Genomic DNA, 7,980 nt, shown 5'->3' with positions numbered 1-7,980 from the left:
CGATGATGAGCCGGCGCGCCGCGCGTTCGGAGCCAAGGCATGAAGACCCTCGTCCTCTGCAACCAGAAGGGAGGCGTCGGCAAGAGCGCCGTCGCCACCCTGCTGGCGCATCTGCTGGTCCAGCAGGGCAAGAGAGTGCTGGCAATCGATCTCGATCACCAGGGCAACCTGAGCAAGCCGCTGCGGCTGTCGGGGCGGCCGAGGGTCGCCGAGGTCGGTGCATCGAGCTTGCTCACTGGCCCCGTCCCCGAGCTCGCCTCCGAACCCTTCGTGCTCGTGCCCGCGGATGGGGATCTGATGTTTCTGGAGCGCCAGCCAGACAAGCACACCCCGTTCGCGCGGACCTTCCGCAGGTTCCTGGCGGCTGTTGACGCACAGTTCGACGTGTGTGTCATCGACACGCACCCGAATCCCGACATCCGCCTGATCTCCGCCCTGGCGTCGGCGGACTTCGCGCTCTCGCCGATCCAGCTCAACAAGGAAGCGCTCGACGGCGTCAAGGGACTGGTCGACCACGAGCGCGTCGGCGTGCGCAAGATCAAGGCAGTGCTGAACCCGAAGCTCAGCCTCATCGGCCTGCTGCCGACGATGGTCGAGCCGACGCCGTTTCAGAGGGCGAACTTCATCCAGGTGATCGAGCGGCACCATGCGCTGATGATCAAGATCGGCGACGGTGCCGGCGCGATCGCCTCGATCCCAAAGCGGTCCTGCATCGCCGAGGCGCAGGCCGCCGGGGAGGTGCTCTGGGAGATGAAGAAGACGGCCGCGCGAGACGCCTGGCGGGAGATCGAGCCGAGCCTGACCAGGATCGCCCAGCTCGTCACCGACCCCGCCCCCAGAACCGCACCAGCCCCCACGACCGGACCGGTGCCGGTCGATGCCGCTGCAGCTTGAAGACCTGGCCGCGCTCGACGCGCCTGTGCAGGCCACGGGCGCGCCTCTGATGCTCCCGATCGACAGCATCGACGAAGACCCCCAGCAGCCGCGCCAGGAGTTCGATGCAGCCACGCTCGAGGAGCTTGCGCAGACGATCCGCGAGCGCGGTGTCCGGCAGCCGATCTCGGTGAGAAAGAGCAAGGAGCCTTCAGACCGGTGGGTGCTGAACTTCGGAGCACGCCGGCTGAGGGCAAGTCGCCTCGCCGGGGTGACGGAGGTTCCGGCGTTCGTGGACGCGACGGCGGACAGCTACGACCAGGTCATCGAGAACGAACAGCGCGAGGGTTTGAAGCCGCTGGAGATCGCCCTTTTTGTCCAGAAGAGGTTGGCCGCTGGTGAAACCCAAGCCGAGATCGCCCGGCGGTTAGGGAAAAGTCGGCAGTACGTGACCTATGCGACCGCACTCGTCGACGCACCAGCCTGGCTGCTTCAGCTGTACCGCGAAGGGCGCTGCCAGGGCATGGCCGAGTTATACGAGTTGAGGAAGCTGCACCAGCAGCATGCCCAGGAGGTGGAGGATTGGTGCACGATGCCCGACTTGGTCACCCGCAGCTCCGTGGCGAAGCTGAAGGCTAACTTGCCCGTACGTCACTATGCAGCTGAGACGCGGTCGTCGCCCGCTGACTTGCCGGCAGGAGGGGAGTTAGCCGCTTCGGCGTCGATGCAAGGCGTGGAGTTTGCCAAGGGTCCAGATGAGCGCACCCAACCGGGCAAGCCTGTTTTGGTTGTGGCGGTGGGAGGCGTTACCGGTCAACTCGTTGTGTCTGCCGCACCTGATCTTCCTGGGCATGTCTTTGTGCAGGCCGACTCGGGAGGTGCGCGTCGGCTCGTGCGTGCCTGCGATGTCCAGCTGTTGGGCTTTGCCGGGGCGCAGCGCAGCGGAGCACTCGTAGGGCGAAGGACGGCTTGAGACTAGTTGCGGTCGGTCAGGCCCGAGAGGCGAATGACGGCAGTCACCGGAACCTGACCTTCGCCGGCCGTTCTGGCCAATGACCGGTGCACCTCAAGACCTGCCGCACGTCGACCGACCGAAAGCTCGGCTCACGAGGGCGACCTAGCCAGTGACAGCTTTGGTCCGCCGCGACCGGTCACTGTCGACCCGAAGCGGAACCGAGCCTGAGCGACTTCGGATCCTCAAAGCGGTCCTTCGCCGTGGCGCCTCCCGCGCCCGCCGTGCTTCGCCCGAGGGCGTGGCATCATTTCGGCGGCGCGGCGGCGGGTGCTGGAAGGGGTATCGGCAAGATGCTGGCGATCCGCCAGCCGGCAGCCGTCTTGACGAAAGTCTGGTTCATCAGGAACGGCGTGTCCGGCGCTGGCTGGCCAGGCGCTCCGATATTGAAGGTGATCGGGATGTAGAGCTGTGCGGTCGTCTCGCTCACCAGGACCGCCTTCAGGTTGGACGTGTCTGGTGCGAGCTTCCAGGTGCCCTGATACAGAGATTCGAACCGCTTGAGGGCGGCCTCGCGCCCCCAGACCGGCGCACCGCGGGTGACCCACAGGAAGTTCGGCGAATCAAGCAACAGCTCGCGCACGCCAGCGACGTCGTGCGAGTTCTGCGCCTTGACGAACTGATCGAAGACCGCGCGTACCTCGTCCTCGCCTGCAGCGCTCACGACGGTCGGCAGGAGGGCCAGGGCACCCGCAACGGACATGGTTCCCATCAACGTGGTGCGCCGAAGGCGGGAAAACGTGAGTGCATTCATGGTTGCCTCCAAGGGATGTGGTTGAGAGCTGGCCGTGCCATGATCTCGATCACTCCTGTGGTCGTCCCTGCGAATCGCCTGGATTTCGCCTGCAAATCGCCTGCGCACCAGCATGAAACCCCACGAGCAAGCGACTTTTCGCTTCGGCCGCTTCGTGCTGGTGCCCAGCGAACGTCTGCTGCTGTCGGACGGCAAGCCGGTGGCGCTCACTGGCAAGGCGTTCGATCTTCTCGCCACGCTCGTAAGACATGCCGGGCACCTGCTGACCAAGGACGAGCTGCTTGAGGCGGTATGGCCCGGTGTTGTCGTCGAGGAGGTGAACCTGAGCGTGAACGTCTCGGCACTCCGCAAAGTGTTGGGGGCCGCACCTGAAGGCGAATGGATCCAGACGGTGCCGCGACAGGGTTATCGGTTCAATGCCGCGGTCGAAGTCGGCGATGTCGCCACGGATGCGCGGGTTGTCTCGCCTGGCGAGCAGCCGCTGACCGGGGACCGTCTGCCCCGAGTACCCGGCTCGGATCCGGTGGCCGGTGTTCCGCGTCGGACGGTTGCCTTCGTGATCGGCGGTCTTGCTGCCATGGCGGCGACGCTGGTCGGCTGGCGCTGGCTGCGCCGGCCCGAAACCAGGGAGTTTTCATCGGTCGCCGTGCTGCCGTTCGCCGTCGACGTCCCGCAAAGCGCCTACCTTGCCGATGGCATCGCCGAAAGCGTCATCGAGGGGTTGACGCGAATCAGGGCATTGCGCGTGGCACCGAGAGGATCGGCATTCCGCTTCAAGGATGCAGCGGCCGATCCTTCCGCTGCCGGTCGTGCGCTTGACGCCGGCGCGGTCGTCACAGGCAGGCTGTCACGGGTAGGTGACCGCTTCACTCTTCGCGTCGCGTTGGTCGACGTCGCACGGGACGCGCAAGTGTGGAGTGCGGCGTACGAGGTGGCGCTGGCGGAGCTGCCCAAACTCGAGTCGCGTGTCACGCACGACGTTGCAGGCGTGCTGCGCAGCTCGCTGCCGGGCGCAGAGAACGCCCGACCGACGCCGGCGCCGACGCCGAACGCCGAGGCTTACCAGGCGTATCTGCAGGGGCGCTACCTATGGAACCAGCGTTCTGAGCCGAGCCTGCAAGGCGCGGTCGTTCAATTTCGCCGCGCCGTCGAACTCGATCAGCGCTTCGCGCTGGCGCACGCGGCGCTGGCCGACGCGCACACGAGCCTCGGCTACCTCGGCTACGTCGCACCGTCTGCGACGTTTCCTGTCGCGCGCCCGTACGCGCTGAAAGCGCTGGACCTCGATCCAACGCTTGCCCAGGCGCACGCCGCGCTGGCTTACATCAAGTTCTACTTTGACTGGGACTGGGAGGGGGCCGGAGCGGAGTTCACCCGCGCGATCGAGCTGAACCCGAACGACCCGGTCTCGCACCAGTGGTACGCGGTGTACCTGCTGGCGAGTGGCCAGCCCGACCGGGGCTTCAGCGAAGTGCAAGCGGCGCACCGGCTCGATCCGCTCTCGCTTGCTATCAACACTGACATCGGTTTTCACCATTACTACAACGGCCGCTACGTCGAAGCGGTGTCCCAGCTGCAGTCCGTGCTGGCGATGAAGAGCGACTTCCTGGTGGCGCACCTCTGGTTGGCGCGCGCCCTCCTGGAGCAGGGCAAGTACGACGCTGCGCTCGCCGCGACAGCCGCCGCCGAGCAGAAGGCGCGCGAGTGGTCGGTGCTCGTCGCTGCGCGCGGCTTCACGTTTGGCAAGGCGGGCATGATCAAGGACGCCAAAGCCGTGCTGCAGGAAATGGAGGCGCTCTCGAAGCAACGCTTCGTCACTGCGTACGGTGTGGCGTTGGTCCATGCCGGACTTGGCCAGAGCGAGGAGGCGTTCCGCTGGCTCGAACGCGCCTTTGACGAGCGCTCGCACTGGCTTGTCTGGCTCCGTCTCGATCCGCGCTGGAAAGGTCTGCACGGCGATGCTCGCTTTGCCGCGTTGATCTCGCGGATGAGGTATCCGGCCTAGCGACCACGGCGGCGTGTGGAAGAAAAGCAGTCGCTCGTGACCGTCGGCTTCTGGCCGAGAGCGCCAATTCGTCTGCGCGCCCGTAAGCCGACTCACTACCTCCATCTTGACGGGGCCGTTCTGGCCAGACCGCGTCGGCCGCATCGATGAGGCGCATCGTTCCGCTCCCTCAACTCGATGGGAGACCATCATGGGAACTGCAGGCAACGCCACCCCTCGCGAACCGTGGAACAAGGGCAAGATCGTCGGACAGAAGGCTCCGTTCAAGCTCAGGGACATCTGGGCACTTCGGGTCCGTCTGCAGATGGAGAACCGCGTACGCGAGCTCGCCCTCTTCAACTTGGGCATCGACAGCAAGCTTCGCGGGTGCGACCTGGTTGCGCTCAAGGTGCGCGACGTCTGCCACGGCGACCAGGTCGCCTCGCGTGCTGTCGTGATGCAGCATAAGACTCAGCGACCAGTGCAGTTCGAGATCACCCCCGCCGCCCGGGACGCGGTGGCAAAGTGGATCAGGATGGCGGTCCTCAAGTCCGACGACTACCTGTTCCCGAGCCGCATCCACGGCTCACCTCACCTTGGCACACGCCAGTACGCCCGAATCCTCGAAGGCTGGGTCGAGGAGCTCGGCCTGGACCCGGCCGAGTACGGCACCCACTCCATGCGGCGAACCAAAGCGACGCTGATCTATCGGCGAACAAGAAACCTGTGCGCCGTTCAATTGCTTCTCGGTCACTCGAAGCTGGAGTCCACCGTGCGTTACCTCGGCATCGAGGTGGATGATGCCCTGGAGATATCGGAGCAGACCGAAATCTGAGTCCGCGCCGGCCGTCCGGTCACCGATTCCCGCCTAGGCCGCCGGACGGCCCATTCGGCTAGCGATCACCCCTAACGCTCCGTCAATGTCAGCTTGCGGGCGGGCCGGGGAACTCGCAGTTTCGGCCAACTGGAGTCGCTGGCTGCCGTCGGCTTCCGGGCATCTCATCCTCACCGTATGGCCAGCACCCAGACGGCCACGGACCACGCCGCGCGCCATCCGGTGTCTCCTGCGGCACACACCGCTGGCCCCGCAAGATCGACCGGACGCAGGGCAGGCTCTATCGCTGCTTCGGGCCGATCTCCGACCTGGACTTGGCCGGCATGACAATGGTCTTCAAGGTCACCGATCCGAAGATGCCGGACCGGATCGCGGAAGGCAAAGGTGAAATTCGCCACCGACTAGGACAACGGCGCCATCACCGGGACGCCGATCGAGTCTGCCGCGAAGTAGGCCGCAAGACGCAAGGGTCCGGGTCACACGGGTTCTGGCTCAGCGACCCGTGCGCGATGCGTTCAACGCGCTGCCAGCAGGCGGCGCAGCTTGATAAACGCCAGCCCGGCCATCACCGCGTCGTTCAGTGCATCGTGTGCGTCGCGCAGCGGCAGCTCGAGCTCGTTCATCATCGTCGCGAAGCGCAGGTCGATGGTGCCGCCGCGCTCGTGCGCCGGCAGCTGACGGTTCTTGAAGTCGTAGTACATGGCAGAGACCTCGATCTTCGGCTGCGGCAGGCGCACGCCAAGCAGCGGCCAGATTTCGCGATTGAGCATGGCCACGTCGAATTCGAGGAAGTAGCCGACGAGCGGGCGGCTGCCGACAAACTCGAGCAGCTGGCGCATCGCCTGTTCCGGGTCCATGCCCTGCGCAACATCGCTCTCGCGCAGCCGGTGCACGCGCACGCTGTCGGCATTGAGCGCGCGCTCGGGGCGCACCAGCAGCTCCAGACGCCGGCTCGTCAGCAGGCGGTTGCCGACGATGCGCACCGCGCCGATCGAGATGATCTGGTCGCGGTGCACGTCCAGCCCGGTGGTCTCGCAGTCCAGCGCCACCCATTCGCCATCGGGCGGCGGTTCGTAGAGGAACGCAAAATGCGGATCGGCCAGGTGATACAGCATCCAGACGCGATGCACCGAATCGAGCCAGCGCGCGCGCATGCTGCCTGCTCGGCGTTACGCCGCCTCCAGATGGAACTGGTGCCGCACCAGCACCTTGAAGCGCTTGACCACGGCGAGAGCGTCCTTCAGCAGGTCGCGTTCCAGGCTGCTCAGCCGGTCTGTCGCGACGCCACCGCTCACGGGCCGGCCGGTGTCCAGCTCGGCCAGGCCGGCCTTGAGTTTCAGCGACATCAGGAAATGCAGGCTATCGGCGAGGTCGCTCGCCAAACCGGCCTGCAGGCGGCCCTTGGCAACCAACGCGTCGAGCCGGGCCACCGTGCCGGTGGCCGTCACCTGATCGCGCAGCGCAAGACTCCGCACGCCGTGCACGATCGGGAAGATGCCGCCCTTCTTCAGGTCGAGCAATGGTTTGCCATGCTCGCCGATCAGCAGCAACCGGTTCCACCAGCCGGCGGATTCCTCGGGAAAGGAGTCGACTGCTGCGGCAAAACGGCCGAGCAGTGCATCGTCCGCCGAGACCAGCCCATCGGCCTCGGCACGCACCTGCGCCAGCAGCGCCGCATCGCCCGCCACCGCATGCGCATCGATGAAGATCGCGAGCGCCATCAGCCCTTCGGGGTCGGGCTGCAGCAGCCAGCGGCGAACGGTCACGGCGAAATCGCTGGTGCTGCGCCGCCACGACGGGTTGCTGACCATGATGCCGCCCGGGCAATCGGGGTAGCCGAACTCACGCAGTGCGGCGGAGAAGCGCTGGCACGCCTGCTCCACCTCGGCCGCGCTCACTTCCGCGCCGTCGCGCACGATCAGGCCGTTGTCCTGGTCAGTCTTCAGCAATTGTTCGCCGCGCCCTTCGCTGCCCATCACGAACAGGCAACTGTCGACCAGCAAGGCGGGCGGCGCAATCAGTTGCCAGGCGCGCTCGAACAGCTTGGCGTTCAGCGCCTGCACCAGCTTGCCGATCTGGCTGACCTTGGTGCCGCCGCGATAGAGCAAGGCCACGAAGCGGGTGATGCGCTGCGCGGCCGAGTGCAGCGCAGGGAGGTCGCGGGCCTGCGCGATCTGCACCGCGATCACGTACGAGTGGTTCGACAGGAAGCTCAGCAGGTCGAGCTGCTCCAGCAGCCCGACGATGCGCTCGCGGTCGGCGACCACCAGTCGGTGCACCTGGTGCTCGATCATCAGCGCCAGCGCATCAAACAGCGGCGCTTCGGGTGAGATGGTCACCAGCTTGAAGGTCGTCAGTTCGCGCACCGGCAGCGTCGCCAGCGGCCGGCCGTCGACGATGGCGCGCTGCCGGTACGCGAGCTGGCGACGTTCAAGCTGGTGACCATCTCAACCGAAGCACCGCTGTTCGATGCGCTGGCGCTGATGATCGAGCACCAGGTGCACCGGCTGGTCGTCGCCGAC

At 66.1% G+C, this 7,980-nt stretch carries 8 protein-coding genes; 5 read left to right on the top strand and 3 right to left on the bottom strand.

Annotation, left to right across the window (positions count from 1 at the left end; all coding sequences use genetic code 11):
• Window positions 1-39: 39 nt before the first annotated feature.
• Both AC30N0_RS20470 and AC30N0_RS20465 read left to right on the top strand, forming a co-directional pair.
• Window positions 40-894: a ParA family protein gene (locus tag AC30N0_RS20470; protein ID WP_489519717.1), complete on the top strand. Its 855-nt coding sequence runs from the start codon at window positions 40-42 to the stop codon at window positions 892-894.
• The gene (locus AC30N0_RS20465; protein ID WP_489519716.1) at window positions 878-1,846 is read left to right on the top strand and encodes a ParB/RepB/Spo0J family partition protein; all 969 of its coding nucleotides are present in this window, start codon (window positions 878-880) and stop codon (window positions 1,844-1,846) included. The genes AC30N0_RS20470 and AC30N0_RS20465 overlap by 17 nt, the downstream gene beginning before the upstream one ends.
• Before the next feature lie 286 nt (window positions 1,847-2,132).
• On the opposite strand, the gene AC30N0_RS20460 is transcribed toward AC30N0_RS20465, so the two are convergent.
• Window positions 2,133-2,639: a YybH family protein gene (locus AC30N0_RS20460; RefSeq protein WP_489519715.1), complete on the bottom strand. Its 507-nt coding sequence runs from the start codon at window positions 2,637-2,639 to the stop codon at window positions 2,133-2,135.
• Window positions 2,640-2,751: 112 nt separating this feature from the next.
• On the opposite strand from AC30N0_RS20460, the gene AC30N0_RS20455 reads away from it, so the two are divergent.
• Both AC30N0_RS20455 and AC30N0_RS20450 read left to right on the top strand, forming a co-directional pair.
• A complete protein-coding gene (locus AC30N0_RS20455) occupies window positions 2,752-4,644 on the top strand; it encodes a winged helix-turn-helix domain-containing protein (protein ID WP_489519714.1) in 1,893 nt (630 codons plus the stop codon).
• Window positions 4,645-4,834: 190 nt separating this feature from the next.
• On the top strand, window positions 4,835-5,458 hold the full coding sequence (locus AC30N0_RS20450) for a tyrosine-type recombinase/integrase (RefSeq protein ID WP_489519713.1): 624 nt from the start codon (window positions 4,835-4,837) through the stop codon (window positions 5,456-5,458).
• 515 nt (window positions 5,459-5,973) lie between these two features.
• Here AC30N0_RS20450 and AC30N0_RS20445 read toward each other — a convergent pair.
• Window positions 5,974-6,612 carry a 3'-5' exonuclease gene (locus AC30N0_RS20445; protein ID WP_489519712.1) on the bottom strand — a complete coding sequence of 213 codons (639 nt, stop codon included), beginning with the start codon at window positions 6,610-6,612 and terminating at the stop codon, window positions 5,974-5,976.
• Window positions 6,613-6,627: 15 nt separating this feature from the next.
• A complete protein-coding gene (locus tag AC30N0_RS20440) occupies window positions 6,628-7,824 on the bottom strand; it encodes a DUF294 nucleotidyltransferase-like domain-containing protein (protein WP_489519711.1) in 1,197 nt (398 codons plus the stop codon).
• A 39-nt stretch (window positions 7,825-7,863) separates the two neighbouring features.
• On the opposite strand from AC30N0_RS20440, the gene AC30N0_RS20435 reads away from it, so the two are divergent.
• Window positions 7,864-7,980: CBS domain-containing protein (locus tag AC30N0_RS20435; protein WP_489519718.1), on the top strand; the 117-nt coding region annotated here is incomplete at its 3' end.

The organism is Rhizobacter sp., from assembly GCF_031412495.1.
Lineage (GTDB): Bacteria > Pseudomonadota > Gammaproteobacteria > Burkholderiales > Burkholderiaceae_C > Schlegelella_A.
The sequence above is the reverse complement of the archived record's forward strand: the minus strand, read 5'-3'. Positions and strand labels throughout refer to the sequence as shown.